This window comes from Oscillospiraceae bacterium (assembly GCA_025757685.1).
Classification (GTDB): domain Bacteria; phylum Bacillota; class Clostridia; order Oscillospirales; family Acutalibacteraceae; genus CAG-217.
In genome coordinates this window covers 33,889-60,420 of the sequence record CP107220.1, presented here as the reverse complement: position 1 = coordinate 60,420, position 26,532 = coordinate 33,889, and the positions used below count along the sequence as shown (strand labels likewise).

26 protein-coding genes are annotated in these 26,532 nt (G+C 55.2%); 10 read left to right on the top strand and 16 right to left on the bottom strand.

From position 1 onward, the window contains the following. Positions 1-57 precede the first annotated feature (57 nt). From OGM59_00275 to OGM59_00235, 9 genes are all read right to left on the bottom strand, one after another. On the bottom strand, positions 58-2,241 hold the full coding sequence (locus OGM59_00275) for a permease prefix domain 1-containing protein (protein ID UYI90943.1): 2,184 nt from the start codon (positions 2,239-2,241) through the stop codon (positions 58-60). Positions 2,242-2,259: 18 nt separating this feature from the next. Beyond that, positions 2,260-2,586, bottom strand: coding sequence for a PadR family transcriptional regulator (locus OGM59_00270; protein ID UYI90942.1), 327 nt, complete (start codon positions 2,584-2,586; stop codon positions 2,260-2,262). A gap of 122 nt (positions 2,587-2,708) precedes the next feature. Further along, positions 2,709-3,356 (bottom strand): hypothetical protein, encoded by a 648-nt coding sequence (locus OGM59_00265; GenBank protein ID UYI90941.1) that lies wholly within the window; start codon positions 3,354-3,356, stop codon positions 2,709-2,711. Beyond that, positions 3,332-4,168 carry an ATP-binding cassette domain-containing protein gene (locus tag OGM59_00260; protein UYI90940.1) on the bottom strand — a complete coding sequence of 279 codons (837 nt, stop codon included), beginning with the start codon at positions 4,166-4,168 and terminating at the stop codon, positions 3,332-3,334. Before OGM59_00260 ends, OGM59_00265 begins: the two co-directional genes overlap by 25 nt. Continuing rightward, the gene (locus tag OGM59_00255; GenBank protein ID UYI90939.1) at positions 4,155-6,056 is read right to left on the bottom strand and encodes a hypothetical protein; all 1,902 of its coding nucleotides are present in this window, start codon (positions 6,054-6,056) and stop codon (positions 4,155-4,157) included. Before OGM59_00255 ends, OGM59_00260 begins: the two co-directional genes overlap by 14 nt. Before the next feature lie 55 nt (positions 6,057-6,111). Then, a complete protein-coding gene (locus OGM59_00250; GenBank protein UYI90938.1) occupies positions 6,112-6,510 on the bottom strand; it encodes a hypothetical protein in 399 nt (132 codons plus the stop codon). Between the two features lie 693 nt (positions 6,511-7,203). Then, the gene (locus tag OGM59_00245; protein ID UYI90937.1) at positions 7,204-8,229 is read right to left on the bottom strand and encodes an alcohol dehydrogenase catalytic domain-containing protein; all 1,026 of its coding nucleotides are present in this window, start codon (positions 8,227-8,229) and stop codon (positions 7,204-7,206) included. Continuing rightward, positions 8,222-8,935: a 2-C-methyl-D-erythritol 4-phosphate cytidylyltransferase gene (locus tag OGM59_00240; protein ID UYI90936.1), complete on the bottom strand. Its 714-nt coding sequence runs from the start codon at positions 8,933-8,935 to the stop codon at positions 8,222-8,224. Before OGM59_00240 ends, OGM59_00245 begins: the two co-directional genes overlap by 8 nt. A gap of 67 nt (positions 8,936-9,002) precedes the next feature. After that, the gene (locus OGM59_00235; GenBank protein UYI90935.1) at positions 9,003-10,133 is read right to left on the bottom strand and encodes an iron-containing alcohol dehydrogenase family protein; all 1,131 of its coding nucleotides are present in this window, start codon (positions 10,131-10,133) and stop codon (positions 9,003-9,005) included. 222 nt (positions 10,134-10,355) lie between these two features. On the opposite strand from OGM59_00235, the gene OGM59_00230 reads away from it, so the two are divergent. Genes OGM59_00230 through OGM59_00215 form a run of 4 tightly spaced genes read left to right on the top strand, consistent with a single transcriptional unit; the run spans position 10,356 to position 12,962 of the window. Continuing rightward, on the top strand, positions 10,356-11,198 hold the full coding sequence (locus tag OGM59_00230; protein ID UYI90934.1) for a transporter substrate-binding domain-containing protein: 843 nt from the start codon (positions 10,356-10,358) through the stop codon (positions 11,196-11,198). 27 nt (positions 11,199-11,225) lie between these two features. Further along, positions 11,226-11,921, top strand: coding sequence for an amino acid ABC transporter permease (locus tag OGM59_00225; protein UYI90933.1), 696 nt, complete (start codon positions 11,226-11,228; stop codon positions 11,919-11,921). Positions 11,922-11,925: 4 nt separating this feature from the next. After that, positions 11,926-12,735 (top strand): amino acid ABC transporter ATP-binding protein, encoded by an 810-nt coding sequence (locus OGM59_00220; GenBank protein UYI90932.1) that lies wholly within the window; start codon positions 11,926-11,928, stop codon positions 12,733-12,735. Continuing rightward, entirely contained in the window at positions 12,732-12,962 is a 231-nt protein-coding gene (locus tag OGM59_00215) for a helix-turn-helix domain-containing protein (GenBank protein UYI90931.1), read from the top strand. Before OGM59_00220 ends, OGM59_00215 begins: the two co-directional genes overlap by 4 nt. A gap of 112 nt (positions 12,963-13,074) precedes the next feature. Here the strand turns inward: OGM59_00215 and OGM59_00210 are convergent, their stop codons facing one another. Next, positions 13,075-14,352: an adenylosuccinate synthase gene (locus OGM59_00210; protein ID UYI90930.1), complete on the bottom strand. Its 1,278-nt coding sequence runs from the start codon at positions 14,350-14,352 to the stop codon at positions 13,075-13,077. Positions 14,353-14,479: 127 nt separating this feature from the next. Continuing rightward, positions 14,480-15,868, bottom strand: a complete 1,389-nt coding sequence (locus OGM59_00205) for an FAD-dependent oxidoreductase (protein ID UYI90929.1) — start codon at positions 15,866-15,868, stop codon at positions 14,480-14,482. 197 nt (positions 15,869-16,065) lie between these two features. On the opposite strand from OGM59_00205, the gene OGM59_00200 reads away from it, so the two are divergent. Genes OGM59_00200 through OGM59_00185 form a run of 4 tightly spaced genes read left to right on the top strand, consistent with a single transcriptional unit; the run spans position 16,066 to position 18,572 of the window. Continuing rightward, positions 16,066-17,442, top strand: a complete 1,377-nt coding sequence (locus OGM59_00200; protein UYI90928.1) for a glycosyl hydrolase family 28 protein — start codon at positions 16,066-16,068, stop codon at positions 17,440-17,442. A 12-nt stretch (positions 17,443-17,454) separates the two neighbouring features. Next, positions 17,455-17,850 carry a hypothetical protein gene (locus OGM59_00195; protein ID UYI90927.1) on the top strand — a complete coding sequence of 132 codons (396 nt, stop codon included), beginning with the start codon at positions 17,455-17,457 and terminating at the stop codon, positions 17,848-17,850. Between the two features lies 1 nt (position 17,851). After that, positions 17,852-18,043, top strand: coding sequence for a DUF6472 family protein (locus OGM59_00190; protein ID UYI90926.1), 192 nt, complete (start codon positions 17,852-17,854; stop codon positions 18,041-18,043). Position 18,044: 1 nt separating this feature from the next. Further along, positions 18,045-18,572, top strand: a complete 528-nt coding sequence (locus OGM59_00185) for an NUDIX domain-containing protein (GenBank protein UYI90925.1) — start codon at positions 18,045-18,047, stop codon at positions 18,570-18,572. 161 nt (positions 18,573-18,733) lie between these two features. Here the strand turns inward: OGM59_00185 and mgtE are convergent, their stop codons facing one another. The 4 genes from mgtE to rpe are packed head-to-tail and all read right to left on the bottom strand — an operon-like array spanning position 18,734 to position 22,707. Then, a complete protein-coding gene (gene mgtE / locus OGM59_00180) occupies positions 18,734-20,104 on the bottom strand; it encodes a magnesium transporter (GenBank protein UYI90924.1) in 1,371 nt (456 codons plus the stop codon). A 58-nt stretch (positions 20,105-20,162) separates the two neighbouring features. Beyond that, positions 20,163-20,984: a cadherin-like beta sandwich domain-containing protein gene (locus tag OGM59_00175; protein ID UYI90923.1), complete on the bottom strand. Its 822-nt coding sequence runs from the start codon at positions 20,982-20,984 to the stop codon at positions 20,163-20,165. A gap of 4 nt (positions 20,985-20,988) precedes the next feature. Next, complete coding sequence (locus OGM59_00170; GenBank protein ID UYI90922.1) at positions 20,989-22,050, bottom strand: putative glycoside hydrolase; 1,062 nt, start codon at positions 22,048-22,050, stop codon at positions 20,989-20,991. A 6-nt stretch (positions 22,051-22,056) separates the two neighbouring features. Continuing rightward, positions 22,057-22,707, bottom strand: coding sequence for a ribulose-phosphate 3-epimerase (rpe, locus tag OGM59_00165; protein UYI91777.1), 651 nt, complete (start codon positions 22,705-22,707; stop codon positions 22,057-22,059). A 164-nt stretch (positions 22,708-22,871) separates the two neighbouring features. On the opposite strand from rpe, the gene OGM59_00160 reads away from it, so the two are divergent. Together OGM59_00160 and OGM59_00155 are read left to right on the top strand one after the other, a co-directional pair. Next, complete coding sequence (locus tag OGM59_00160) at positions 22,872-23,405, top strand: GNAT family N-acetyltransferase (GenBank protein UYI90921.1); 534 nt, start codon at positions 22,872-22,874, stop codon at positions 23,403-23,405. Between the two features lie 107 nt (positions 23,406-23,512). Beyond that, the gene (locus OGM59_00155) at positions 23,513-25,120 is read left to right on the top strand and encodes an ATP-binding cassette domain-containing protein (protein ID UYI90920.1); all 1,608 of its coding nucleotides are present in this window, start codon (positions 23,513-23,515) and stop codon (positions 25,118-25,120) included. Between the two features lie 79 nt (positions 25,121-25,199). On the opposite strand, the gene OGM59_00150 is transcribed toward OGM59_00155, so the two are convergent. Beyond that, positions 25,200-26,507, bottom strand: a complete 1,308-nt coding sequence (locus OGM59_00150; protein UYI90919.1) for a glycoside hydrolase family 27 protein — start codon at positions 26,505-26,507, stop codon at positions 25,200-25,202. Positions 26,508-26,532 lie beyond the last annotated feature (25 nt).

Genomic DNA, 26,532 nt, shown 5'->3' with positions numbered 1-26,532 from the left:
AAAACAAGAAAACCGCAATGCACACGCACTGCGGTTCTTTTTGCTTTTATCTGTGTTTTACTCTGTATTCTGGGCGGTGTCCAGGTCCTGGAGCATTTCCTCCAGCTCTGACGGCTGGTGCGCCATGCGTGGCTTACCCTGGGCAGTCCAGCCGGTGCGTAGGTATGGGTAATAAGTTTTGCCGTCACTGCCGATCACGCTGCCGTCCTTTTGTTTCTTTTTCACCTGCACCCCGGTAACCAAATAGCCGTCGCTGTCAATATAGGCACCGGTCGGCTCTAACCGAGCGGCCGGGTCGTCCATAGCGTACAGATACTGCACATTCTTGGTGGCGTCTCCATCCGGCGACTTCCAATAATAATACAGATACGCCTTGCCGTCCCGGGTATAGGCAGGCACAAAATGCGGCTGGGGATAGAAATTGCCCTGCCGATCATAATAGCCCCGATCCAGTAGCGGCCGCCGCAAATTGCCGTGGGTGCCGCTAAAGTCGCCGCTAACCAGGAACCGACTGCTCAGCAGACAGCCATCCTTATCGTACAGCGTCACTGTGCTGTACGGCTTACCGGCCAAGCAAAAATAATAGTCCCCGAACTGATACTGAAAGCTCAGTTCATACCGCTGGTGCGCCCATTCTTTCAGCTGGTCAAAGCGGCTGCCCAGACTATCATATTGGGCTGTATACCGGTCCTCGGACACCTGGGGCGCCTGCAATTTGGCTCCAATCTTGCGGGCCAGGTCGGCACGACGCAACTTGGGGTTCTTCTCCACCGTGGCTGCTACCCGGTCCAGTTGTTCCATAGCCGCAGCGGTAGCGGTATCCTGCCGCTTGGCAGAGAACGCCGCCTCACATCTGTACTTGTCGCTGCCCACCAGGTAAGTCCAGTCATAGCGACAGTTGCCCAGCCGCTGCAAGGTGTATTCCACCTTCCATTTATACGGTACCACGCCGGACAGCTGCTCCAGCACCACCCGGTCCTTTTTGCCGGCCATCTTGCGGTCAAACAGTGCCTGCCGCCCGGCCGTATCTACCGTTAAAAAGCGGGCGCTGCGCTTGTCCAGATCCGTGCCCACCAAGTCGCTGTTCAGTCCCAAGCGCACAATGCCGCTGACCTGGGAACGGTACGCTTGCTCCCGGGTGGATTGGGCATAGGTGCGGCTAATCTCCTCGGCCATCTCCGGGTCGCTGCCCAGCTTCTCCAGCGAGTCTTGGAACTTGGCGATCTCCTTTTGGTACTCCGCCTCCAGCTCTGCCCGACTTTGAATTTCCTGCGGCTCCACCTGGGTCAACACATAATTGTGCTGATAGGTTGCGGACAGAAACTCCCCGTCGTCGGTGCGCTCAATCTCAAAGGCGTAAGGGCTGTCCTCAATCTCCGCGCACAGGGCGTCCATATCCTTAGCACCCTGGGTCACCTGGAGCAAATAGGCATACACCGCCTTGTACTCCCCGGCAAAGGCGCGCACATCCGCCGGTGCCTTGACACCAAGGGCGATGGTGGCCGCCAGGCACAGAACGCCCAGCACCACGCCCACTCGGCCAAAGACATGGGCCACGCGATTGTCCAGCCGGGTGTTGGCCAGCGCCGCCTTTTTCAGCATATAGATCACTGCCGCCAAGAGCAGCAGCACGCCGGGCGCCAGCAGACCGGCGATCCCACCGGCCACTGCCCGATCGTTGGCATACAAGCCCTGGTGCTTTAAGATCTCTTGATGAAACAGGAACGCCTGCCAGTTGGCAAAGCGACCGCCCATGGTGGCGCTGAGTTTTTGCAGCAAAAAATACAGATACACCCCGCTGCCGCCCAGCCCAAGGGCATACAGCACCGCCGTTACCGGGTGGTTCCGGTGCAGGCACCACACCCCGTACAGGCAGGCGCAGCCGGGCACCAAGCAGGCTCCGGCGTTTAGCAGAGCCGTCAGCCCCACATCGCCGAACACATACTGCCGCAGGGCAAAATACGCCCCGGCCAGCAGTCCGCCCCACAGCAGCAGCAACACAATGTCCCACACCGGGGTATAAAACCGATTGTGCAGCGCGCCCAGCTGATCGCAGATCTCTGCCGGGTCGCCCATGGCCTCTACGCCCTGCGCCTCTGCCCGTTCCGGGTCATAGCCGATCTCCTCCAGTGCCGCCGTACGGTGGGCAATGTGATCCTCCAGCTCTGCGGAGACCGCCCGCTTTTGGCGGTCGTCAAAGATCCGTGCCGTGGCCTTTTTGACATAATCTTCTCTCTTCATTTTCTTTTCCGTTACCCTTTATGCAAATGACAATACTTTCTGTACCGTGTCGGAGAAAGCGGTGAACTCCGCCTTTTTGCTCTCCAGCAGCTTGCGCCCTTTCTTTGTAATATGGTAGTATTTTTTCTTGCGTCCGGTGGACGCGTCCCAGTAGCTCTCCAGGCAGCCCTCCTGCTCCAGCGCGTGCAAAATGGGATACAAAGTGCCCTCTTTCAGCGAAAAGGCATTGTCGCTGCGGGCCTCCAGGATCTTGATGATCCGATAACCGTACAAATCCTCGCTCCCCAGTACAGAGAGCACCAGCATAGGCAGCGTGCCGGTGGACAGTTCCTTGCTGATCTTCATAGCCGTCTCCTTTCCGTTATTACATAGATATTCTATGTATAGATGATAACAGTATTTCAACACTTTGTCAAGACAGAAAAAACCGCAATGCACAGGCACTGCGGTTCTTTTTGATTTTGACTTTAATCGGCGGCGCGCCCGGCGTGGCCGTTGGCGGTAAAGGCCAAAAGGATACACACCAGGGCGATCACCAGCAGCGGCACATAGCGCACGCAAAAGATCTCCACCGTCAGCGAGCCGTACACCTTGTAAAACACAAAGGCGTCCGACATGGCAAACTCGTTGAGCAGCTCATACAGCAGCAGCGCCAAAACCGCCATGGTGGCGGAGCCGGACAGCCGCAGGATCAGCATGGCAATGCCGTAAAACAGCACGCCGATGCACAGCAGATTAACAGCCATACTCACCGAGTAGCTCAGGCAGCGAAAGTGCAGCAGCGTCACCGCCGCCACATTGACCAAGGGCAGCAGAAAGAACAGCTGCGACACGGCAAAGCGCTTTTTGCGGCTGTAAAAGAACAGCACATCCCTTGTGCGATCGGAGAAGAAAAATTCCGACACAAAAATGCTGGTCCATACGGTGCTGATGGGCAGCAGAAAGTACATCACCGTAACAATATCCGACTCTGCCCCCGCGCCGCCATTCTTATACAGCACGGCGGAGATCACCGGCACCAGCACATTGACGGTCAACAGCGGCACCAGCCACAGCTTGCTGACCGCCTTTAAGTACAGGCCAAAGGTGCTCAGCTTAATTTTTCGATAAAGCATATATATCCGTCCTCTACCGTAGGCTCCAGCGCCGGCGCGTCCAGGGGCGCCTTGCTGATGATCTTTTCATACGCTTTGCCGTCCACCGTCACCGGCCCCATGGAGTGGAACGGCGTGGCAAGATCGGCCGTGTTCTCCACCGCATACACCTTGCCCCGGGCCACATCTGCCAGCGCACCGCAGGAGTCAAAGGCGGTGATCCGGCCGTCGCACAGCACCAAAATGCGGTCACACAGAGACTCAATATCCGTGATGATATGGGTGGACAGCACCACGCACCGATCCCCCTTGATCCGGCGGATCACATTCTTAAAGTTCAGCCGTTCCTCCGGGTCCAGTCCCGCCGTAGGTTCGTCCAGCAGCAGCACATCCGGGTCGCCGATCAGCGCCTGGGCAATGCCCAGCCGCCGCTTCATACCGCCGGACAGGGTCTTGACCGTCATATCCCGCTGGGGCGACAGGTTCAGGATCTCCAGCAAGTGGTCGATCTCCGCCTCTGTGATCTTGTAGCCCTTTAAGTTGGCAAAGAATTGCAGCACCTCATAGGCGGTCAGCTCCGGGAACACATCAAAGTTCTGGGGCAGGTAGCCGATATGGTCCAAATAATCCTTCACCTCCCGGCCGTCCCCGTCCGTGTAAACAATGCGACCGCCGTTTACCTTTTCCACCCGGGTAATGCAGCGCAGCAGGGTGGTTTTGCCGCTGCCGTTGCGACCCAGCAGGCCGTAGGTGCACGGCCCCAGGTCTACGCTGATCTTCTCCGCCACCAAGGCGGATTTGAATTTTTTATGTACACCGTCAAGCTTTAGCATATTTCTCTCCTAACTCCTGCAAAAAGGTCATGGGCGCCCGGGTGTCTTTGCTGTTGGTCAAATACTGCTCCGTCTCTGCGGCAGCAGCCTCCCGGTTTTTGGAGGCAGACAGCTTTAGAATGATCTGCACCATGGGGTATTCCTCCGGGTCCTCGCTCTGCTTTAGCTGTTCCAGCTCCTCCCGGTCCACTTTTTCATTATAGTAATAAACAAATGTCTTGTAGAAGTCCATCTTGCTGATGTCAATTTGGGACTCAAAGTACGACTGTTCCATGTCATAAATGGAGGAGGTCACCACATAGCCGTCATAGGACCGCAAGTGCTCATACTGGGTCAAATTGTCCGTGTCCATGATAAAAATGGTACGAATATCCCGGTGCTGCTTTGTAAAGGTGCCCATATTCTTTTTGATCCTTGCCCGGATCTCTTTGTCCGCATACTTAGGATAGACCACCAAGGTATCGTTGAGCTTTAAGGTATCGTAATATCCGCTGAGCAGGGTAATGGAACGGGCGTTACCGGCAAAGTGATTGTCTCCCCGGGCAGCCAAGTTGCAATACATCTGCTTTCGCCCGCTGCAACGCACATCAAAGGCGGTATCATAGGGCAGCGAACAATCAATAAAGCCATAAAAATTGTCCGAAAACAGCTCCCGATACCCGGGAATGGGATAATAGGCAAAGTTGGCGGGCAGGCAGACCCCGGCATAACTGCTGTAATACTTAGGTGATTTGCCGGTATATTCCAGGCACAGATATTCCACAGCCGCCCCGCCCCGGGTCACCGTTACATAGTCAAGTTCCCGGCGAAAATCCAGCGCCGCGCCGGTTTGGTCCGTCACCTGCTTCACCTTGTACCCATGGTACAGAGTAAAGCGGTAGCTTTTCAGCTCCGATCGGTCCACATACACCTTGGCACGGCCGGTCAAATTCAGCCCCACGGAAAAGTCCAGCTGATATTTTTTTACCCGGAAATCGGCTGCCACATTTCGCTGCTCACCCGCATGGATCGTTTGATAATAGGCGGCATCTGCAAATACGCCGGAGGTGCTCAAGTCCATCACCGGAACAGATACCGGCATAAAATACCCGGTCAACAGCACGGCTGACAGCAGCAGCCCCAGGCCGCCGGTCCACCACCGCTTGGCCTTGGTGCGAGCACAAATAAGACCCACCACCGTAGCGGAGAGGGCGATGAAAAACAGCAGTTGAGCGATTTTGTTCAAATCCCAGGGGATCCCAATTTGATTATTCGGCTCATACTGCATAGAATTGGGGATCAAGGAGAAAATTTGCATCAGCTTGGCATAATTCTTCCCGGTCGTCTCCATCACATGCGTGGTGGTGGTTTGGAGCCACTCGGTCTCCGATAAGCCAAAAATCACCATCAGCGGATACACAATATACCGCTGCCGAACACCGGACAGCAACAGACCGATCAACACCGCCGCCCCCGGACACAGCACCTGATAACAGATCACCCGAGACAGCACATGGGGCAGCAAGGCAACCTGGTGCGCCACGCAGGCATAACCCACGATAAGCAGGAACGACACCATGGTTAAAACACCGATCAGGCTGAAAAGCAGCAGCAGCTGGGCACGGTAGACCCCACCGATCCCCTGCTTACAAGTGGAAAAAGTCTCTTTATATCGATTGATCTTCACAAAGCACTCGTAAGAGAAGAAAAGAAAAAAAATCACCATCAGATACATGGGGCGCAGCGTGCAAAATGCATAGGTTAAAGTATCGGCCGGCGCTTCTTCACGGATAGAAGCAATCGTAACGTATAGCAGAAAACCACTAAACAGTACGATAACGGCCAGGATTAAATTTTTATAAAACTTGTTCCGGCTCCACAACCGGGACATAAGCTTAAATGTACTCATTTTGATTCCACCTTATAAACAAGGTCGGCGCTCACGCGCCGACCTTGCGCGTCCATTATGCGTTTCTCATGTAGCCCCAGGCGTCACAATCCTTCGTGCCTGCGCCCTTCGGATTCAACTTCAAAAACCAATCGGTTTTATAATCCAGCTTTTCGGTCACAAACGGATCCTTTTCTGACCTCTCCTCTCCGGCAGCAAGTAGATCGCTGCCCCCTGTGTGCCAAATACCTTTGTTTTTGTAGCGAGCGATATAGTACACGCTGTGTTTTGAGGATTTGCTGTTTTTTCCCCAATAATACTTAAATGTACCGTACACATTGGAGGAAGAATTTACGGCTTGGGTTTTGGTCAAGTGAACAGACACACTTTCTGCACTGGCAACAAATGTTCCGCCCAGCATACCAAAGCACAGAACAGCTGAAAGCAAAATCGACACTAATTTTTTCTTTGACATAATACTACTCCTTTTTTTATCTTTACAGATTTATTCTTACAAAATGAGAATAAACGGTACTCGCCTCCTCTCTTTGCCTATTTCAACCACAAAACAGTTGACAATTCTCATTTCGTAAATTTATTGTGTATACGAGTCACTGCAAAATACTTTCTTTGATTTACATTTTCATTGTATGGCAGTCGCTTTCGTTTGTCAAGGAACTTTACCACTTCTTAATAATTCAACATATACAAAAGTCGCGACAAAACATTGGTTGCTTTGCCCAAAAGTCTATGCTATACTGTAATAAATCTGTGTAATTCGCATAAAGCGTTACCGGCATTGAAGGGGGATATTATGAAAGAAAAGAAGCTGGGCGCCAAGGTCAAAGACCTGGCGTCCTCGGTCAAAACCCACTGGGAGACCATTTTTGAAAGCGAATCGGCAGCCGCAGAGGCCTAAAATCGATAATCGAAAGCAATATATAAAAGCAAAGGACTTTGACCAAACGGCCAAAGTCCTTTTTATACCCATCTATCTATACGAAAGCCGCAGCTTGACGATACCCGGCAAAAATGCTAAAATATCCGCAAGGAAAAGACAAAGGAGAATCCTCCCTATGGCAAGCGACCAAACAGTGGTCCTGCACAGCAGAGACGAAATGTGCAGAAAATACAAAAGGCGGCGCATCATTTGCGCCGCCTAAATTTTTTATTCCTGCCAAACCATAATGGTTTTGCCAAAGGCCTTTTGGGTGTCCTTCTCAAACGCCTGCTTAATGTCCGTGGTGGTGCGCACCACATTGACGGAGCTGATCAGGTTGCCTAAGTAATCAATGATCTCCGGGTACTGCTGGTACATCTGCACCGTCTTTTCAAAATCCGCCACGCCGCTGCGAGAGGAGCCGAACACACGCAGCCCCTTTTCCAAAATCATGCGGGTATTGATAGGCACCGGGTACTCGCTGACGCCCAAAATGGAAAGAGTAGCCTCCGGCTTGATCAGCCCGATGATCTGCTCAATGGCAATGGGAGAGCCGTTGCCGCCGACACACTCAAAGGCGTGGTCCATGGTAAAGCCCTCCGGCACCTCCGTGGTCTTATACGCCCCGTCGGCAAAGGTAAAGTCCGCCAGCTTATCGTCATTCAGGCCAAACACATACACCTTGCTGTCCGGAAAAGTCTTTTTCAAAAACAGGGAGACAATATACGCCAAATTGCCGTCGCCCCAAACGCCGATGGCATCCCGCCGGGCGTGGGCGATCTTGTCAAACCGAGAAATGGCGTGCACCGCTACGGACACGATCTCCGTAAACGCCGCCACATTCATATTGATGTCCTGGGGCAGCTTCACCAGCCGCCGAGGCGAAATCTCCACATACTCCTGCAAAAAGCCGTCCATAGACGAGCCGCAGAACTTGGAGGAGCGCAAATAGTTCTCGCCGATATAATCATCGGTCTCCGTAGGACAATTGGGCACCATCACCACCCGATCGCCGGGAGCGAATTTGCCGCTGGGGTCTCGCATAACGACGCCCACGCCCTCATGAATCAGAGCCATGGGCAGCTTCTCGGCCAGCACCTTGGCATCCCGGGTGCCCAGATAATAACGCATATCTGCGTTGCAGATGGAAAGATTGGTGGGGCGCACAATGGCATTGTCGCCAAACAGGTCAATGTCCTCAAAGGCGATCTCAAACCGGCGGGGCGCCACCAAACGGTAGACGGTGTTAATCATGGGTCTCGTCCTCCAACAGGGATTTTGCCACCCGCAGATCGTAAGGATAAGTGATCTTCATATTGTAGGTCTCGCCCTGCACCAGCGCCACCGGCTCACCCTTGATAACGAAAATTTTGGCAGCGTCCGTGAGAATTTCCTTCTCCTCCTCGGTGAGGGTCTCGTACAGCTTCTTCAGCTTGGTGGCGCGGAAGGACTGGGGGGTCTGGCCCTGATACATGACGGATCGATCCGGAATCGCAGAGATCACCTGGTGGTCCCGGCTCTCCACAATGGTGTCCGTGGCAGGAATCACCGTGTCGCAGGCGCCGAACTGCTCCGCCGCCGCAATGTTCTCCTCAATGATCCGATAGGTCACAAAGGGACGCACGCTGTCGTGGGTGACGATAATGGTATCGTCGTTCAAATTACCCTCGTTCTCAATGTAGCGAATAGCATTCATAATCGTCTCGTTACGGGTAGAACCGCCCTCGATCACCGCCACACGGTCCGCTGCGGGAGCAATGTGCTTGGCAATCAAATTCTTGGTGTGCTCCACCCACTTGGAGGGGCACAGCACCAAAATCTTCTCCAGTTGGGGCACGGAGATAAACTTCTCAATGGTATAAATGATAATGGGCTTGTCCTTTACCGTTAAATACTGCTTGGGCTTGTCCCCGCCCATTCGGGAGCCGACGCCGCCGGCCAATACAACGCCATAAACCATAACGCTAAAATTCCTTTCTGTGTCTGTTCTTTTATTATAGAGTTTCGTCGCCGTTTGTCAATGCCTGTTACTTTAAGGCGCAGAACATTTGGTAAATATTCTCTTCTGTCAAAGGCACCGGGTTTAAGGTCATCAGCATGGACATACTCTGGTGGGCCAGGGCGCGGATCTCCGCATCGCTCTCTACCCCCAGCTCGCACAGATTGGTGCGCATGCCCATTCTGTTTTTCATACCGTGCACCGCGTCCGCCATGGCTGCCGGGCTGTCAAACCCGCAATCCCGGGCAAGGGCGGTAATCCGGCCGTCCCCGTCTGCGTGCTCCGCGTTAAAGCGGATAAAGTAGTCCAGGGTAAAGGCGCAGGCTTCGCCGTGGGGCATACCGTACAAATTGGTCAGCGGGAAGGAGCAGGCGTGGGAGCCGGTGGTGCGGGGGTGACTAAAGGCCACGCCGGCCACAATAGACGCCTCCGCCATCTTCTCCCGAGCCTCCAGGTCGTTGCCGTCCCGGTAGGCCTTTTCCAGCCAGTCAAACACCAGTCGCGCCGCATGCACGGAGCAGGCAGCACATACCGGCTGGTGGTTCACGCTCCAGTAACTCTCCACCGCGTGGCACAGCACATCCAGTCCGGTGGAGGCGGTCACCTGGGGCGGCACCGTTAAGGTCAACTCCGGGTCTACCACAGCAATCTTGGGGTACATGGCCGGGTGGTTCATGGGTTTTTTCACCCCGGCTGCCACATTGGTCAGCACGCTGATATTGGTCACCTCGGAGGCTGTACCGGCGGTGGTAGCAAAGGCAATCATGGGAATGGCCTCCTCTGCCGTCACCGGCTTGTCGCCGTTATGGTACGGTTCAATATTGTCCGTTCCCCGGGCAATGGCGCAGGCCGCCTTGCAACAGTCCATGGGCGAGCCGCCGCCCAGCGCTACCGCAAAATCCGCCTCGACCCGCCGCATTTCTGCCGCGCAGGCGTTCACATTCCCCGTAGTGGGATTGGGGCGAATATCGCTGAATACGGACACTAAAGCGCCATCCGCCGCCTGCAAAAAGGCGTCTGCGGTGCCATTTCGCAAAAAGCTCTTGCCGCACACCAGCACGCCACGCGTGCCGCCGATCTTCTCTATATACGACTTGATTTCATGCCGGGTGCCGCTGCCGAAAACCAGCTCCACCGGCAGGTGAAAATTCCAGTTCATACGAACATCTCCTTTGCGGTCTATTTTACCACCCCGACAGGACTTTGGCAACAAAAACGGCAGAAATTTCACACTCTGTTCGGATTTCCTATTTACATTTGTCATAAATCGTGGTATAATGCGCACATCGGCAAAGGAATTTAGCGTGGTAAATCGCTACCTTGCTACTACGCAAAATTGCATCCTTCGCAAAATCATTAGAGGTTATAAGGAGAAAATCGTATGCGCAAGATGAAAAAAGTGCTTTCTCTGGTGCTGAGCCTGGTACTGGTGTGCGGCATTGTGGCCGGCTTCGCCGCCTGCTCCGGCAACAAAGAGAACAACAAAAAGGAAGACACCACCGCCCAGTCCGATCTGGCCAAGATCCAGGCTGCCGGTGTGCTGAAAGTGGGCATCACCGAGTACGAGCCCATGAACTACAAGGACAAGAACGGCGAGTGGACCGGCTTTGACACCGAGTTTGCTCAGGCGCTGGGCGAGAAGCTGGGCGTGAAGGTTCAGTTCGTAGAGATTAACTGGAACAACAAGTATAACGAGCTGTCCTCCGGTGCAGTGGACTGCCTGTGGAACGGTATGACCATTACCGACGAGGGCAAAAAGGCCGCCAGCATTACCAACGCCTATGCCGAGAACGCGCAGGTGGTCGTAATGAAACAGTCCGAAGTGGGCAAATACAAGACCACCGATGATTTGAAGAACTTGAAGTCCATTGCCATAGAAGGCGGTTCCGCCGGTGAAAAGGCTGCCCAGGCCGCCGGTCTCACCAACACCGTGGTATCCGACAGCCAGGCACTGGCTCTGACCGAGGTGACCTCCGGCTCTGCAGACGCCTGCATCATTGATCTGACCATGGCCAACGCCATGACCGGCGAGGGCACCGGCAACAAGAACCTGACTTACAGCATCAAGCTGGAGGCTGAGGAGTACGGCATTGCTTTCCGCAAAGGCTCCGACATGGCCGCCAAGACCAATGAGGTGATGGCCGGTTTGATGAAGGACGGCACCCTGGACAAGCTGGCCAAGAAGTACCAGATCGTACTCATCAAGGACGCAGACAACAAATAAGTTACAACATACACGAGAGGGAATACCATGTTCTGGCAAGTTACACAGCAACTGCTGGAGGGCTTTGAGTCCACCTTAAAGCTCTTTTGCATCACGCTGGTTGCCGCTCTGCCCTTGGGGCTGATCATCAGCTTTGGCTCCATGAGCAAGTTCCGTCCCTTAAAGTGGCTGTGCAAAACACTCATCTGGATCATCAGAGGTACGCCCCTGGTGCTCCAGATGATTATTGTTTATTACGGCCCGGGACTGGTAGGCAACTGGGCGCAAAATTTAGAAAATCCAAACGCTTTCATCACCTGGCTGGCCGGGTGGACGGTGTTTGACCGCTTTGTGGCGGTATCCGTGGCGTTTATCATCAACTACGCCTGCTATTTTTCTGAGATCTTTCGCGGCGGCATCGAGGCCATTCCCAAGGGTCAGTACGAGGCCGGTCAGGTGCTGGGCATGACCCGCAACCAGATCTTCCGTAAAGTTGTCTTTATGCAGGTGGTAAAGCGGATTATTCCGCCTATGAGCAACGAGATTATCACTCTGGTGAAGGACACTTCCCTGGCCCGCGTCATCTCCGTTTACGAGATTATTTGGGCAGGCGAAAAGTTTATGAAGCTGGACGGCCTGCTGTGGCCGCTGTTCTACACCGGCGTGTTCTACCTGATCTTCTGCGGCATTCTCACGGTGCTCTTTAACCGGCTGGAGAAGAAGCTGGACTACTACAAGGGGTGATGGTATGGCATTTTTAGAAGTTAAGAATTTGCAAAAGCGCTTTGGCAATACCGAGGTGCTCAAAGGCATTGACTTTTCGCTGGAAAAGGGCGATGTACTGGTGATCATCGGCTCTTCCGGCAGCGGCAAGACCACCTTGCTGCGGTGCCTGAACTTTTTGGAGACCCCCAGCGGCGGCTCCATCGCCGTGGACGGGCAGACGCTGCTGGACGCAAACGACGCCGCCACCCTGTCCGATAAAGAAATTCGCAAAAACCGCCTGCACTTTGGCCTGGTATTCCAGCAGTTCAACCTGTTTCCCCAGTACAAGGTGATGGACAACCTGACCCTGGCACCAAAGTTGGCGCTGCACGAGCAGGTGAAAGCCGCCAAAAAGGCCGGTAAAAACGCCAAGGCCTTTAAGCAGGCGCAAGAACAGGCACTGGAGCAGAACGCCAAGAGCCTGCTGGAGCGGGTGGGTCTGGCAGACAAAGCCGACGCCTATCCCTGCCAGCTGAGCGGCGGGCAGCAGCAGCGGGTTGCCATTGCCCGGGCGCTGGCCATGTCGCCGGATATTCTGTGCTTTGACGAGCCCACTTCCGCCCTGGATCCGGAGCTAACCGGCGAGGTGCTGAATGTAATCCGCAGCCTAAAAACCGGCAACAGCACCATGATCGTGGTGACCCATGAGATGGAATTTGCCCGCCATGTGGCGGACCAGGTGCTCTTTATGGCAGACGGTGTGATTGCCGAAAGCGGCACTCCGGACGATCTGTTCAATCATCCCAAAAGCCCGGCGTTGCAAGCCTTTCTCAGCAAGGCACAGAACAAATGAGCCTGCGTTATCCAAAGCTGCTACGCCAGCTGCGTACAGAGGCGCATAAAAGTCAGGCGGAATTGGCAGAGGTGCTGGGCACCTCCCAGACCATGTACGCCCGCTATGAGCGTGGCGCCAATGCCCTGCCTCTGCGCCACTTGCTGACCCTGTGCGAGTATTACGATGTGTCCGCCGATTACCTGCTGGGACGCACCGCCCACCGGCAAAATCCCAATTTGTTATAATATGGCATACAGAAAGCACCGCATTTTGCAATGCGGTGCCTTTTTGTTTGTAATACGGAAAAACCGGCACCCTTTACACAAGGGTGCCGGTTTGCTGTATTCATGCAATATATTATGCTCTGGGCAGGATTGCCTCACGCTCCGGACCATTAGATACCATGGTAATCTTATGGCCGATCTCCTGCTCAATAAAGGCCACATAGTCCTTGGCCTCCTGGGGCAGGTCCTCAAAATTCTGGATCCCGCGAATGTTGCAGTGCCAACCCTTTAAGGTCTTCAGCACCGGCTTGCAGTCCTTGAGGATATGGGTGACCGGGAAGTCCTTAATGACCTTGCCGTCAACCTCATAGCCTACACAAACAGGGATCTCTTCCAAATAAGACAGGCAGTCCAGCGCAGTCATCACCACCTGGGTGGCGCCCTGGCACTCTACGCCGTAGCGGGTAGCCACACAGTCAAACCAGCCCACACGGCGAGGTCTGCCGGTGGTAGCGCCGAACTCGCCCTTGTCGCCGCCGTGGACCCGCAGTTCCTGGGCCTTGTCCTCATCCAAGATCTCAGACACAAATTCCCCGGCGCCAACGGCGGAGGAATAGGCCTTGGTGACCACCACAATATCCTCGATCTTGTGGGGCGGCAGCCCGGCGCCGACGGCACCGTAACCGGCCAAAGTAGAGGAGGAGGTAACCATGGGATAAATGCCGAAATCCGGGTCCTTCAAAGTGCCCAGCTGGCCCTCCAGCAAAATATTTTTGCCCTCTTGCACCGCCTTTTGCAGGTAGGCGTGGGTGTCGCACACATAGGGAGCGATCTTGTCTCTATACTCCATGCAGGTGGCAAACAGATCGTCTACATTCAACAGCGGTTTGTGATACACATGCTCCAGCACTAAGTTCTTTAAGGTGCAGATATTTTCCAGCTTGGCACGCAGCTCTTCCTCGTCAAACAGCTCGTTCACCTGAATACCGATCTTGGAGAACTTGTCGCTAAAGAACGGGGCAATGCCGCTCTTGGTGGAGCCAAAGGCGTTCTTGCCCAAGCGCTCCTCCTCATAAGTATCCAGCAAAATGTGATAGGGCATGAGAATCTGGCAGCGCTCGCTGACCAACAGGTGCGGGTTCAGCCCGGCAGCCTTTACATCCTCCAGCTCCGTGATAAACTTGTTAATATCCAGCGCCACGCCGTTGCCGATGATGCAGGTGGTGTGGTCGTAGCACACGCCGGAAGGCATCAGGTGGAATGCAAAGCGCCCATGCTCGTTAATGATGGTGTGTCCCGCATTTGCGCCGCCCTGAAAGCGAATAACAATATCGCTCTTGGCAGCAAACATATCCGTGATCTTGCCTTTACCCTCGTCGCCCCAGTTGGCGCCAACGATCGCTCTAATCATAATGGTGTACCTCTTTCACTCCAAAGTGCCCCTACAGGGGCCATACAAATGTATTATACTAAATTCCATAAAGAAAAGCAACGAAACCCTGCAAAAAGGTTTGATTTTTGCAGGGAATTCTTTTCGTTTACAGCAGTTTGCGGCCCATAATGACGCCCATCACAGAGGCCATCATTAACCCGCGGGTCCAGCCGCTGGAGTCGCCCAGGCAGTGCAGGCCCTCTACGCTGGTGTTAAAGTCCGTGTCCATCTTAATCCGGTTGGAATAGAACTTCAACTCCGGGGAATACAGCAGCGTTTCATAAGAGGCAAAGCCCGGCACCACATGGTCCATAGCCTGGATAAAGTTAATAATATTGGTCATGGCCCGGTAAGGCATGGCGGCGGTAATGTCGCCGGCCACAGCGTCCGGCAAAGTGGGGCGCACATTGGACTGGGCCAACTCCTTTTCCCAGGTACGCTTGCCGTCCAGAATATCACCAAAGCGCTGCACCAAAATGTGACCCGCTGCCAGCATATTGGTCAGCTCGCCCACCTTTTGCGCATAGGCAATGGGCTGGTTAAAGGGATAGCTGAAATTGTGGGAGCACAGGATCGCCAAGTTGGTATTGTCCGACTTCAATTCCTTATAGGAATGGCCGTTGACCACCGCCAGGTCGTTGTCGTAATTCTCCTGAGCCACAAAGCCGCCCGGGTTCTGGCAGAAGGTGCGCACCTTGTTCTTAAAGGGCTTTGGATAGCCAATGAGCTTGCTTTCGTACAGGGCCTCGTTGACCTTTTCCATCACCTCATTGCGGCACTCCACGCGCACACCGATGTCTACGGTGCCCGGCTGGTGGGCAATGTTGTGCTCGGCACAGATCTTCTCCAGCCACTCGGCGCCGCGACGGCCGGTGGCCACAATGGTATGATCCGCCCGGATCTCCCGCTGGGTGCCGTTTTCCGTCAGGATCACACCCTCGCACTTGGTGCCGGAGAGGATAATATTGTTGCACTCCACGCCAAAGATGATCTCTACCCCATTCTCCAGCAAATACTGCTCCATGGCGTAGTAGATCTCTCTTGCCTTTTCCGTGCCCAGGTGGCGAATGGGGCAATCCACCAGCTTCAGCCCGGCCTGAATGGCCCGCTTGCGAATGGCCTTCACCTCGTCCGTATTCTCCAGGCCCTCGATGTGGGTATCTGCACCGAACTCCAGGTAGATCTTGTCCGTATAATCAATGGTATCCTGCGCCAGGTCCGCACCGATCAGGGAGGGCAAATCGCCGCCTACCTCATAGCTCAGGGACAGCTTGCCGTCCGAGAAGGCACCTGCGCCGGAAAAGCCGGTGGTAATGTGGCAGTAGGGCTGGCAGTTCATGCACTTCTTGGTTTTGGTCTTGGGGCAGGCACGGTTCTCAATGGCCTTACCTTTCTCAATAATCAAGATCTTCTTTTTGCTGCCGTGGCGCAGCATCTCAATGGCGGTAAAGATCCCGGCAGGGCCGGCGCCGACGATGACTACATCATACTTCATCTGTTTTTGCACCTCATTTATCTCACTTGCCGACAGGCATAAAAAGAACCGTCCTCCATTCCGTTGGACTGAGGAATGTGACGGCAGTTTGCGTTGTAACTATACCATACTTACCGTCTTTTGTCAATGAGTTGAAATGGCGTATAAAATATGCTATATTAGATAAAATAGATATTCTGTTATAAGGAGCAAAAAAGTTGAAGGAATACAATGTTCTCCAGTACGGTGCCGTCGGCGACGGCGCCACCAACGACGCCTTTGCCATTCAGCACGCCATTGACGACTGCGCCAAAAACGGCGGCGGCCGGGTGGTGCTGCAAAGCGGCTATGTGTTTTACAGCGACTCCATTCGCCTGCGATCCAAGGTGGACCTGCATATTCAAAAAGGCGCTCGGCTGAAAGCCACCGGCAATATTGACGGCTATATCCGCCCCAACAAACTCATCAACGACCCCAAAACGGCGTTGATCGGCAACCCGGTCACCGGCAAGCCCAGCTTTGTCTTTCTCTACGGCTATGAGGCAGACGGCTGCACCATCAGCGGGGAGGGCACCATTGACGCCAACGGCCACGCCTTTGTGCAGCGCAAGGACCAATACTATGTGACCGGCGACTTCTACCCCCGCCCTACGGTGATCTATGTGGAGAAGTCCAACCATATCACCTTTAAGGACATTACCATTGTGGACGCACCGTTCTGGACCCTGCACCCGGCCGGGTGCGACGATGTGCTTATTGACCGTATTCGCATTCTCAATGATCTGGATGTGGCCAACAGCGACGGCATTGACCCGGACCACTGCTCCAATGTGCGCATTTTGGGCTGCCATGTGGAGTGCGCCGACGACTGCATTTGCCTTAAGGCCAGCAAGGGCAACGCCGAGTACGGCCCCTGCGAAAATATCATCATTGACGGCTGCACCCTGGTATCCACCTCCGCTGCCATTAAGATCGGCACCGAAGGAGTGGGCGATTTTCGCAATGTGCTGGTACAAAACTGCGTGATCTCCCGCAGCAACCGGGGGCTGTCCATTCAAATTCGGGACGGCGGCTCGGTAGAGAATGTAAGCTATTCCAATATTATCATAGAGACCCGGCGCTTTTGCCCGGACTGGTGGGGCACGGCAGAGCCCATCACCATCACCGCCTTTGACCGGGACCAGAATACCCGCTGCGGTAAGGTAAAGAACATTCGCTTCTTTAACATTACCGCCAAGGGCGAGAACGGCGTGCTCCTTCACGGCACAGCGGAGAACCCCATTGAAGATGTGCGCTTTGAGAACTGCCGCATTACCCTGACCAAAACCAGCAAGTGGCCCTGCGGGCTGTATGACTTGCGCCCCTGCTTAGACTACGGGGTGGAAAAGTACCAAAACGCCGCCTTCTTCCTACGCCACGCCAAAGACATTACCATTGAAAAAACCAAGACCGACTGGGGCAACCTGTGCCCGGATTACAGCTGTGCGGTAGACGCCGCCTATGTGGACAATCTGGAGCTGATACGCCTAACCGGCCATGCCGCCGACCCGGCAGAGGACGACCTAAAGCTGCGCCATGTGCGGCTGGTAAAATAAAGGAGTAAAAGTATGGTACAAATACAAGGCTACAAGGTGAACAAGCTGCACATGGAAAATACCGTAGCAAACGGCACCGAATTGCAGCTGCAAAACCAGGTAAAATACAATGTAAACTATATGGACGATGTGCACAAGTGCGTGGGGATCCTGTCCTTTCGCATTACCGACGGGAATATGAACCCCTTTGAGGTGCAGATTGACATGGTGGCGGAGTTCACCTACGACGAAGGGGATGACAAGGCGGACATTCACACCCAGTCTTTTGACCAGATCTATCCCTTCCTGCGCCAGATCGTCAGCCAAATGGCCGGCCACTGCGGCGTGCCCGGGCTGATGATCCCCATTATGCGGCTGAACAAAGACACCGTGACCGTTGGCGGCCCGGACCAGTCGCCCCTGAACTGATATGGACAGACTGTGTGAGAACTGCTGGTACTTTGTGTGCGACGGCGAGGGCGAGGACGCCGAAGAGGGCTTCTGCGACCTGATGCTGGACGAGGACGAGTACGCCCGCATGCTGGAGAGTGACACCTCCGCCGGGTGCAAATACTTCCGTCCCGATGTAGGCGAGTACGGCATTGTAAGGAAACAAAACTGATATGGCCGAGTATTTTGACCTGCTGTCCCCCACCGGGGAACCCCTGGGGATCACCAAAGAGCGAAACGCCGTCCACCGGGACGGGGACTGGCACCCCAGCGTGCATATCTTTGTGATACAGGGTGACCGGGTACTGCTTCAACGACGAAAGTGGGACAAAGAGTCTTTTCCCGGCAAGCTGGATCTGGCCTGCACCGGCCATGTGGACGCCGGCGAGGACTACCTGACCGCCGCCCGGCGAGAACTGCAAGAGGAGCTGAACCTATCCGCCGGTGCCGATGACCTGCGCTACCTGTTTACCCAAAAGTTAGAGGTGGATGCAGACTTTGGTCACGGCCGCTTTGTCAGTAACGAGCACTGCCGGGTGTATCTGCTGCATCCCGCTGCTCCCCTGACCACTCTGCGCTACCAGGCGGAGGAGATCGACGAACTGGTATGGATAGACCGGCATACGGACATTACCGGTGCAGATTATTGCCTGCTCCCCGCGGAGTGGCACAAGGCCATGGGTCTGATTTTCGGGGCGTGATGAAAGTATAACGCACCCTACAATTGTACCAAAAGGAACCCGTAGGGGCGGCAATTTGCCGCCCGCGGGCGGATAAATAAGCACCCCAAAAACACAATAACCCCCGGGCACACAAGCGGCAACTTGTGTGCCCGGGGGTTATTTTATACCCATTTACGCTGTTAAATATGCAGCACGGCGGTGGCAAAGCCAAAGTAGATCAACAGGGAAATAGCGTCCACAATGGTGGTTACAAAGGGGGACGACATCACCGCCGGATCCAGTTTCAATCGTTTGGCGATAATGGGCAGAGAACAGCCGATCATCTTGGCCAAAGTGACCTCAACAATCAGGGTCAGGCTGATCACCAGATCCACCTTCAAGGTCACGCCGGTCATACCCAGCATCAGTCGATCCACCAACAGTACCTTAACAAAGTTAATGACCGCCAGGCTGGTGCCGCAAAGCAGACCCACCCGCAGCTCTTTCCATATCACCTTGAAAATATCCCGCATATCAATCTCGTTAAGAGACAGGGCGCGAATTACGGTAACGCTGGCCTGACCACCGGAATTGCCGCCGGTGTCCATCAGCATAGGGATAAAGGAGGTCAAAATAATCATACTGGCCAGCTTGTCCTCAAAGCTGGTGATAATGGAGCCGGTAAAGGTGGCGCTGACCATCAAAAGCAGCAACCAAGGGATCCGGGACTTCCAAGTCGCCAGCACGCCGGTCTTCAGATAAGTCCGCTCCGTGGGCACGATGGCGTTCATCTTTTGAATATCCTCGGTGTTCTCCTCCTGGATAACATCCATAGCATCGTCTACGGTGATGATACCCACCAGTCGCTCTTCCAGGTCCACCACCGGCAACGCCAGAAAGTCGTATTTGCTCAGCTGGGCAGCCGCCTCCTCCTGGTCGCTAAGGGTATTCACATAGATCACATTGGTCTCCATAAACGCCTCGATCCGGTCGTCCTGATCGTGGAGCAGCAGTTCCTTCACGGTGGTCACGCCCAGCAAATGGCGGGAGGCGTCCGTTACATAGCAGGTATAAATGGTCTCTTTGTCCACACCGGTGCGGCGAATGCGCTTAAAAGCGTCCTCCACGGTCATATCCCGCTTTAAGTCCACAAACTCCGGAGTCATGATAGAACCGGCGCTGTCCTCCGGGTAGCGCAGCAGGGTGTTGATGGAAGCGCGGGTTTCCACATCCGTGTTGCGCAAAATGCGCTTCACAACGGTAGCGGGCATTTCCTCAATCATATCCACCGTATCGTCCAGGTACAGCTCGTCCAGCACCTCTCGCAACTCGTTATCGGAGAAAGCGTGAATCAGTGCCTCCTGGTTGTCCGGCTCCAGCTCTACAAAGGTATCTGCCGCTTCTTCCTTGCCCAGTAGGCGAAAGAACAACAGCCGTTCTTCGTTGCTGAACTCCTCTAAAAGCTGGGCAATATCTGCCGGGTTCAACTGGTTTAAAATGGTTTTAATGGCAGAGAACTGCCGTTTGGTATGAAGATCCTCAATTTCTGCTTTCAGTTCTTCTAATTCCATAGGCGCGCTCCTTTCTGCACTTATTTTTATTCTTTACATCCCGGAGGATATAAGCGGATTATTGCTCCGATCTATAAAAGGACGGCTCGTCCTCGTCTGTGACCCGGGCAGTCTTGCGGGCATGGAATGCCAAAAGAACGATCAACACTGCCAGACCGCCCACGCCGGCAGTCACCGCCATCCGGAAGGCGGGCTGCTGGTAAAAGCGGGTGCCCTCCACAAAGGAGGTGTAGTCCTCCTGTGCCATCTCGGCACGCACCTGTTCCACGGTCTTGTCCACCCGGCGCACCTTAATGGTATAGGTGCGCACCTGGCCGTCCGAGGCGGTCACCGGCAGGGTCAGGTCGATCTCCTGCTCCGGCGCCAGCGTCATCTCCACCGGTGCGCAGTAGGCGTTAATATCCTTGGTCACCGGGGTAATCATCAGCGAGGTCAGGTCGCAGGGAATATACAGCTTGTAAGTGGTATCGTCCTCATTCATCTCCGGCACCAGCTCACCCAGGGTGCAGGTTATCGAGTCCAGGTGGTTCTCGCTGTTCTTAACATAAGCTGCGGCGTTCTTGTAAGTAAAGGTATATTTGGCGGAGCCGGTGTCATAGCTGAGGGTGACCACCACCGCCGTTTGATGGTTGGTGCTGTCCGTATCATAGGTCACGAACAGGTTGCCCTCCCCCTGCACCTTGTAGCTTTTCAGCTTTGGCGACACCGCCGCGTTGTCCAGCACCAACTGGTACTGGTACACATCGCTCTTAAACTGCCCCACAATGGTGGCGCCGGAAAAGGCAATGCGCTCCAGCACCGGGGCCTGCGCCGCAAAGGCAGGCAGGCACTGACCCAGCAGACACAGGGTCAGCAGCAGGTATAAGAACTTTCGCTTCATAAGGTCACTCCGTGATCAGGTAACAGGTGCAGCCACGGTCATCCAGCAGCTGCTTCACTGCCCGACGGCTTTTCTCCGGGCAGGTAATGGCATAAATTTGGTTTTCATTCGGGTTTTGGGTGCACTTGTCAGCCACTTCTTTTTTCAGGTCCGCCGTAGCGGTAGAGGTGATGTTTACCGCCACCGGTTGCAGAAATTTTACATCCTGCCCCAGGTCGGCAGTCAGTCGCTTGGACAAATCGGCAAACCCGTTGTGGTTAAAGGTGCCCGCCGCCTGCGGCAGCTCCGTACCCTCCAGCACAAACACCGTTACCCCGGCGCGAACGCTCTCCTCCACCAGCGAGCGAATGTAGTTGTAAACCTCCGTGCTGTCCGGGTTCAGGTAGCGGTTGCCCGCCGGATCTGTGTAAGCGGTTTTGCCGCTCTTCACCGCCCAGGCCGGATTGGCAGCGGTCTGCACATTGTCCGGATAGCACACAATGTGCCCCAGCACCAGCAAGTCATTCTTGCCCAGCTTTTGACAAGAGGAGCGCAAATCCCCGGCAGGGGAAGATACCGCCCCGGCTGCCGCCACCGTACCCAGGGTAGAGGCGTAGCCCACGGTGCCGTCCGCCCGCTTAATATCAAAACAGGCAGCGGTATAGCCGCCGGAGGACAAATCGTCCATCATGGCATCCAACATCACTGCGCCGTCCAGGGACAGACTGTCCACCTTGGCTGCCTTGGCCTCCAGCGCCACAGTGCTGATGGTATTGCCGTCCACCGTGTCCGTTTGGGCGGCAGGCATGGCGTGCAGATCCATCCAGGCATCCATCAAAATATAGCCCGCATACAGCAGCACCAGCCCCAGCAGCACCAAAAGTACCCGGCGCACCACCTGACCGGGCGTGGCCTTTTGAAACGCCGGGCCTTTTTTACGCCGCTCCCGATCCAGCTCTGCCTGACCCGCCTGGGTGCGCGGTTCGATGTATTTGTCTGCAAAGTCAATGGGGCGGCCCACTTCCGGCTCCGTCCATTTTTGACCCCGCTTGTCATTACTGTAAAATCGCTTTTGCTTTTTCTTCATCTTGCCTTATTCCGCAGCCTGCTGCGCCGCACGGCACAGACCGGCAATGGTGGCTGCCGGATCCGCACTCTTAAACACCGCAGACCCTGCCACAAACACATTGGCCCCGGCCTTGGCCGCTGCCTTTACCGTCTCCAGGTTAATGCCCCCGTCCACTTGCAGATCCAGGTGGGGATAGCGGCTGCGCAGCAAAGTGAGCTTTGGCATCATATCTGCCATAAAGCTTTGGCCGCCGAAGCCCGGCTCCACTGTCATCACCAGCACCATGGCCAGCCGATCCGCATAGGGCAGCACCGCCTCTGCCGGCGTGCCCGGCTTAATGGCAATCGCAGGCTTGCAGCCCCGGGCAAGGATCTTGTCGATCACTGCGCTCGGGTCATCGTCGCTCTCCAGGTGGAAAGTGATCAGATCCGCACCGGCGTCGGCGTAATCGTCAATATACCGCAGCGGCTGGCTGATCATCAGGTGCACATCAAAGGGCAGGTCGCACACCTTGGACAGCCCGGCGATCACCGGCGCGCCAAAGGAGATATTGGGCACAAAATGCCCGTCCATTACATCCAGGTGCAGCAGATGAGCGCCCCCGGCGGCGCATTTGTTGGCCTCTGCGCCCATGTTGGCAAAATCGCAGGCCAGCATAGACGGTGAAATCTTCATATCCATACAGAATTCCCCTCTCGGTAACGGCAAAACTGCCGGTTTGCGTTCGTGCTCTTATTATACGCCCAAAAGGGCACAAAATCAACAGCAACGCCTACGAAATATGCCTTGACGGCGCACCCGGTTTTCGTTAGAATAGTACAAAACAGGAGGTAACTGAAATGGAACTCTCCCCTATCTGCAAAAAAGAATACCCGGCGCTGCGGGCACTGTATCGCAGCGCGTTCCCGGCAGCGGAGCGTATGCCCCTCTCCCGCTTCTTCGCCCTGCAAAAAAAGGGGCAAGCGGAGATTTTGGTGCTGCGCACCGGCGGCGCCTTTACCGGGTTAATGATCGTCACCTTTGCCCCCGGCTACGCCCTGCTCAACTACTTTGCCGTGGAGCCGGACTGCCGCTCTATGGGACTTGGCTCCCGGGCGCTGCCCGCCTTGCAGCAGCGTTATCCCAATCGGCAGGTGGTGCTGGAGGTGGAGCCGCCGGATCATACGGCACCCAACGCCAGGCAGCGGCAACGGCGGCTGGATTTCTATGCCAAAAACGGCTTTCTCCCCTGCAACTTGCCGGTACGGCTGTGCGGCGTGGCACTGGATGTGCTCACGCCCGGCGGGCAGGCACTGGATTTTGCCGCCTATCAAGGGTTTTATCGCCCGATCTTTGGCCGACTGGCGCCCCTTTTTGTGCAAAAGCGCCAATAAAACGCCGCCGGGCCAAATTCTCCTTGTATTTTGGCCGGGGGTGGTGTAGAATAGTTGCGGATTTTCAGATACAATAGATAACAAAGCCAGTAACGGAGGATTTCTCTATGATTCAAGCCAATAATGTAACCGTGCAGTTTGGCGGTCGCGCCCTGTTTGAGCGGGTCAATGTGACCTTCTCCAAGGGCAACTGCTACGGCATCATCGGTGCCAACGGCGCAGGCAAGTCCACTTTCTTAAAAGTGCTGGACGGCGAGCTGGAGCCCCAAAAGGGAGAGGTGGTCATCACCCCCGGCGAGCGGCTCAGCGTGCTCAAACAGGACCACTTTGCCTACGACCAGTACCAGGTGGTGCGCACCGTGCTGATGGGCAACCCCCGTCTTATTGAAATTATGGAAGAAAAGGACGCCCTGTACGCCAAGCCGGACTTTAGCGAGGCGGATGGCGTGCGCGCCGGGGAACTGGAAGCGGAATTTGCCGATATGGACGGCTGGAACGCAGAGAGCGATGCGGAGTTTATGCTCAACAAGCTGGGTGTTACCGACGAGTACCACTATATGACCATGGCGGAACTGCCTGCCAACTTAAAGGTCAAAGTGCTGCTGGCGCAGGCCCTCTTTGGCAATCCGGACATTTTGCTGCTGGACGAGCCTACCAACCACCTAGATCTGTCCGCCATTCGCTGGCTGGAAAACTTCCTGCTGGATTTTGAAAACACGGTAATCGTGGTGTCCCATGACCGTCACTTCTTAAATAAGGTCTGCACCCATATCTGCGATGTGGACTTTGGCAAAATTCAAATGTATGTAGGCAACTACGACTTTTGGTACGAGTACACCCAAATGCGACAGCGCCAGGCTCGGGATCAGAACAAGAAGAACGAGCAGAAGATCAAGGAACTCCAGGCCTTTATTGCCCGCTTCTCTGCCAACGCGGCCAAGAGCAAGCAGGCCACCAGCCGTAAAAAGCAGCTGGACGCTTTGGAGATGATCGACATGCCCGTGTCCTCCCGCCGGTTCCCCTTTGTGGACTTTAAGCCGGATCGGGAGTGCGGCAACGACCTGCTGCGAGTGGACCACCTGACCAAGACCATCGGCGACCGCAAGGTGCTGGACGACATCAGCTTTGTGATCCATCCCAGAGAGAAGGTGGCCTTTGTGGGCGCAGATGCCATGGCTAAGACCACCCTGTTTAAGATCATTATGGGCGAGATGGAGCCGGACGAGGGCGAATACAAGTGGGGCGTAACCACCACCCAAAGCTACTTCCCCAGCGACAACAGCGCCTACTTTGACGGCGTGGACCTGACCCTGATCGACTGGCTGCGCCAGTACACCACCCAAACGCTGGAAACGGACATTCGCTCCTGGCTGGGTCGTATGCTTTTTAGCGGCGACGAGGCGTTAAAGAAAGCCAATGTGCTTTCCGGCGGCGAGCGGGTACGGTGTATGCTGTGCAAAATGATGCTCTCCGGCGCCAATGTGCTGGTGCTGGACGAACCCACCAACCACCTGGACCTGGAGTCCATCACCGCATTGAACGACGGCCTGATCCGCTACCCGGAGACCATTCTCTTTACCTCCCACGACCACCAGTTTGTGCAGACCGTTGCCGACCGGATCATCGAGGTCAGCGGCAATACCCTGCTGGATCGCAAGGGCACCTACGACGAATTTCTGGCAGACTTTGACGAGGACCAGCTGAAGAAGTATTAACAGCAAAACGCATAACATAAAAGAACAGGAACGCAGATCTATGCGTTCCTGTTCTTTATATATATCGTACTTTATACCATCATTCTGCCGTTACACGAAGCAGGAGGGCGCCGTGGGCGGGGACGGTGGCGGAGAAGCGGTTTTTGAAGGTACCCAACGGTTCGCCGGACCAAATCTCCGTTACGGTACAGGCGGTATCCGGCAGGTGCAGGGCGGTCAGGTCCAGGGTTTGGCGGGCCGGGCAATCCTTGGTATTAAACAGGGCGGCGTACTTGCAGCCCCGGCCGCAGGCCACCCACTGAATGGTGCCCCGGCCGTTGGTCTCTCGCCGCAGCAATTCCCGGGCGCCGTAAGAGGTAGCGTGCATTTGCAGATAATCTTGATTGGTCAACATAGCCAGCACATCGGCGGGCATCTCCGGCAGATCGCCGCCCAAAAACAGCGGACTGCGGAAAATGCCCCACAAAGTGAACATGGTGCGCACCTCATCCGGAGTAAAATTGCTCATACGATTCTGCGCACCATGGTAGGGAGCGTCCTTGCACAGGCGGCCCACCGGCAGCATATCGCAATCCGGCCAGCAGCCGGGGCCGGGCACGCCCTCCCAGGTCTTGCACCGGTCAAACATATCATGCAGCTTGTCCCACCGGTCCCAAAAATCGCCGGTCATACGCCACATTTGGGCGTGGCGGCGCAGGTGGGGCAAATGAGCAATATCCGCCGGGCCGGGAGAGAGGGATAAGACTACCTCCCGCCCGCTATTTTGCAAGCTGCGGTGGAGCATTTCAATCTCGTGCCGGGCGTTATACGGATCGTCCCACTTGCGAAATTCCGTGACGCAAATATCGTCGCACTTAATAAAATCCACGCCCCAGTCGGCGTACAACCGACAAACGGAGTCATAGTACGCTTGGGCTGCGGCATTGTCCCGCATACCGTACATATCCGTGTTCCAGGCGCAGACGGAGAAGTGATGGGCTGCGTCCCGGGCAGTAAAATCCGTGCCCAAAATCGGCGTATCCCGATGCACCGCCTGGCGGGGAATGCCCCGCATAATATGAATACCAAAGCGCAGACCCAGAGAATGGCAATAGTCCGCAATGGGGCCAAAGCCCTTGCCCCCGGCTGCGCTGGGAAAGCGGTTCTCCGCCGGTAACAAACGCCCATAGTCGTCCATACAAACCGGGGCAAAATTGTTATACTCGTTGCCCTTTGCCTGCGGCTCGTACCACTGAATGTCGCACACCAGGGTGTTCCACCCATAGGGCAGCAGGTGCGCCGCCATAAAGCGGGCGTTCTCCCGCAATGCTTTCTCCGTTACGCCGGCGCCGTAGCAGTCCCAGCTGTTCCACCCCATAGGCGGGGTAGGGGCAAGTGTCTTTTTCATACCGTTCACCTCAAAAAAGCCGCCG

What these genes read in the sequence shown, in the direction of transcription:
- OGM59_00275 (UYI90943.1), bottom strand. Translation starts at nt 2,241, where the DNA reads ATGAAGAGAGAAGATTATGTCAAAAAGGCCACGGCACGGATCTTTGAC.
- OGM59_00270 (UYI90942.1), bottom strand. Translation starts at nt 2,586, where the DNA reads ATGAAGATCAGCAAGGAACTGTCCACCGGCACGCTGCCTATGCTGGTG.
- OGM59_00265 (UYI90941.1), bottom strand. Translation starts at nt 3,356, where the DNA reads ATGCTTTATCGAAAAATTAAGCTGAGCACCTTTGGCCTGTACTTAAAG.
- OGM59_00260 (UYI90940.1), bottom strand. Translation starts at nt 4,168, where the DNA reads ATGCTAAAGCTTGACGGTGTACATAAAAAATTCAAATCCGCCTTGGTG.
- OGM59_00255 (UYI90939.1), bottom strand. Translation starts at nt 6,056, where the DNA reads ATGAGTACATTTAAGCTTATGTCCCGGTTGTGGAGCCGGAACAAGTTT.
- OGM59_00250 (UYI90938.1), bottom strand. Translation starts at nt 6,510, where the DNA reads ATGTCAAAGAAAAAATTAGTGTCGATTTTGCTTTCAGCTGTTCTGTGC.
- OGM59_00245 (UYI90937.1), bottom strand. Translation starts at nt 8,229, where the DNA reads ATGATTAACACCGTCTACCGTTTGGTGGCGCCCCGCCGGTTTGAGATC.
- OGM59_00240 (UYI90936.1), bottom strand. Translation starts at nt 8,935, where the DNA reads ATGGTTTATGGCGTTGTATTGGCCGGCGGCGTCGGCTCCCGAATGGGC.
- OGM59_00235 (UYI90935.1), bottom strand. Translation starts at nt 10,133, where the DNA reads ATGAACTGGAATTTTCACCTGCCGGTGGAGCTGGTTTTCGGCAGCGGC.
- OGM59_00230 (UYI90934.1), top strand. Translation starts at nt 10,356, where the DNA reads ATGCGCAAGATGAAAAAAGTGCTTTCTCTGGTGCTGAGCCTGGTACTG.
- OGM59_00225 (UYI90933.1), top strand. Translation starts at nt 11,226, where the DNA reads ATGTTCTGGCAAGTTACACAGCAACTGCTGGAGGGCTTTGAGTCCACC.
- OGM59_00220 (UYI90932.1), top strand. Translation starts at nt 11,926, where the DNA reads ATGGCATTTTTAGAAGTTAAGAATTTGCAAAAGCGCTTTGGCAATACC.
- OGM59_00215 (UYI90931.1), top strand. Translation starts at nt 12,732, where the DNA reads ATGAGCCTGCGTTATCCAAAGCTGCTACGCCAGCTGCGTACAGAGGCG.
- OGM59_00210 (UYI90930.1), bottom strand. Translation starts at nt 14,352, where the DNA reads ATGATTAGAGCGATCGTTGGCGCCAACTGGGGCGACGAGGGTAAAGGC.
- OGM59_00205 (UYI90929.1), bottom strand. Translation starts at nt 15,868, where the DNA reads ATGAAGTATGATGTAGTCATCGTCGGCGCCGGCCCTGCCGGGATCTTT.
- OGM59_00195 (UYI90927.1), top strand. Translation starts at nt 17,455, where the DNA reads ATGGTACAAATACAAGGCTACAAGGTGAACAAGCTGCACATGGAAAAT.
- OGM59_00190 (UYI90926.1), top strand. Translation starts at nt 17,852, where the DNA reads ATGGACAGACTGTGTGAGAACTGCTGGTACTTTGTGTGCGACGGCGAG.
- OGM59_00185 (UYI90925.1), top strand. Translation starts at nt 18,045, where the DNA reads ATGGCCGAGTATTTTGACCTGCTGTCCCCCACCGGGGAACCCCTGGGG.
- mgtE (UYI90924.1), bottom strand. Translation starts at nt 20,104, where the DNA reads ATGGAATTAGAAGAACTGAAAGCAGAAATTGAGGATCTTCATACCAAA.
- OGM59_00175 (UYI90923.1), bottom strand. Translation starts at nt 20,984, where the DNA reads ATGAAGCGAAAGTTCTTATACCTGCTGCTGACCCTGTGTCTGCTGGGT.
- OGM59_00170 (UYI90922.1), bottom strand. Translation starts at nt 22,050, where the DNA reads ATGAAGAAAAAGCAAAAGCGATTTTACAGTAATGACAAGCGGGGTCAA.
- rpe (UYI91777.1), bottom strand. Translation starts at nt 22,707, where the DNA reads ATGAAGATTTCACCGTCTATGCTGGCCTGCGATTTTGCCAACATGGGC.
- OGM59_00160 (UYI90921.1), top strand. Translation starts at nt 22,872, where the DNA reads ATGGAACTCTCCCCTATCTGCAAAAAAGAATACCCGGCGCTGCGGGCA.
- OGM59_00155 (UYI90920.1), top strand. Translation starts at nt 23,513, where the DNA reads ATGATTCAAGCCAATAATGTAACCGTGCAGTTTGGCGGTCGCGCCCTG.
- OGM59_00150 (UYI90919.1), bottom strand. Translation starts at nt 26,507, where the DNA reads ATGAAAAAGACACTTGCCCCTACCCCGCCTATGGGGTGGAACAGCTGG.